The sequence below is a fragment of the Sphingomonas sp. genome (assembly GCF_031380695.1).
Lineage (GTDB): Bacteria > Pseudomonadota > Alphaproteobacteria > Sphingomonadales > Sphingomonadaceae > Sphingomicrobium.
The window spans coordinates 1-1,733 of sequence record NZ_JANMWY010000154.1 but is presented as its reverse complement, the minus strand read 5'-3'; the positions used below and the strand labels follow the sequence as shown (position 1 = coordinate 1,733).

Sequence of the window (1,733 nt, the reverse complement as noted above, 5' to 3'; positions counted from 1 at the left end):
CCGCCAGTGGCTCGCGCCCGCCGGTCCGCCGCCCGCCGCCCGCGGCCACATCGGCCAGCTTCGCCACCGCCGCGTTCATGCCGGTCTCGAACACTTCGGCGGTCGACGACAGCCGGGCATATTTGCCGTCGTGCAGCAGGTACGGCCCATAGCGCCCGATCGATGCGGAGATTATCGACCCCGTTTCGGGATGCGCCCCGATCTCGCGCGGCAGCGACATCAGCTGCTCGGCTATCTCCAGCGTCAACCCGTCCTGCGGCACGTCCTTGGGGATCGACGCGCGCTTGGCGTCCTTGCCCTCGCCGCGCTCGAGATAGACGCCGAAGCGCCCGCTCTTCATCGTAATTCCATTGCCGATTTCAGTCGGCCCCTCGCTCGCCGCCGCTTCGCCGCCCTGCCCGAACTGGCGCGTATATTTGCAGTCGGGATAGTTGGAGCAGGCCACGAACGCGCCGAACTTGCCGCCACGCAGTCCCAACCGCCCGGTCCCGCACAGCGGGCACAGACGCGGATCGGACCCATCTTCCTTTTCCGGGAACAGGAACGGCGCGAGGAACTCGTCGAGCGCGGCGGTGACCTCGCTCGGCTTCTGTTCCATCACTTCGCCCGCCTTGGGCTTGAAATCCTTCCAGAAGGCGGCGAGCAGGTCTTGCCAGCCGGTCCGCCCGCCCGACACATCGTCGAGCCCGTCCTCGAGCTCGGCGGTGTAATCATAGTTCACATAGCGTTCGAAGAAACGCTCGAGGAACGCCGTGACCAGCCGCCCGCTTTCCTCGGGAATGAAGCGCTGCTTGTCGAGCCGGACATACTCCCGGTCCTTGAGCGTCTGCAGCGTCGCGGCATAGGTCGAGGGGCGACCGATCCCGAGTTCCTCGAGCCGCTTAACCAGGCTCGCTTCGGAAAAGCGCGGCGGTGGCTGGGTGAAACTCTGGACCGCGTCGACCGATCGTTTCGCGGGGGCATCCCCAGCTTTGAGTAACGGCATTTTCGCCGCGTCCTCGTCTTCGCCTTTTTCGTCGCGGCCTTCTTCGTACAGCGCGAGAAATCCCGGGAACAGCGTGACCTGCCCGGTCGCGCGCAGCGTCGCCCGCCCCGCCCCGTCCGACAGCTCGACCGTCGTCCGCTCAAGCCGCGCCGACGCCATCTGGCTGGCCAGCGCGCGGTTGAAGATCAGCGCGTAGAGCCGGGCATGGTCGCCGGATCCGCCCGCATCCTTGCGGAAATCGGTCGGCCGGATCGCTTCATGCGCCTCCTGTGCATTCTTCGCCTTACTCGTGTAGACACGCGGTTTGTCGGGGACGTAACCGGCGTCATAGCGGTCGGCGATGGCCTTGCGCGCGGCCGAAATCGCCTCGCCCGCCATCTGCACCCCGTCGGTGCGCATGTAAGTGATCAGCCCGTCCTCATAGAGCGACTGGGCAAGGCGCATGGTGTGACTCGCCGCGTAGCCGAGCTTGCGCGCTGCCTCTTGCTGCAGGGTCGAGGTGGTAAACGGCGGCGGCGGGTTGCGCGACAGCGGCTTGGTCTCGACCGATCCGACGGTGAAATGCCCGGCCTCGACGACTGCTTTCGCCGCGTCGGCCGAGCCCTTGTCGCCGATCGTCAGCCGCTCGATCTTGTTGCCGTCGAGCCCGACCAGCCGCGCGGTGAACAGCGTCGCATCACTTTCGAACACGGCACTGACCGACCAATATTCCTGCGCGCGGAACAGCTCGATCTCGCGCTCGCGGTCG

At 66.5% G+C, this 1,733-nt stretch carries 1 protein-coding gene; it reads right to left on the bottom strand.

The window, feature by feature from the left end; translation table 11 throughout:
* Positions 1-1,733, bottom strand: a 1,733-nt coding sequence (locus RMN84_RS05850) for a DNA topoisomerase (RefSeq protein ID WP_309611257.1), incomplete at both ends; no start/stop codon positions are given.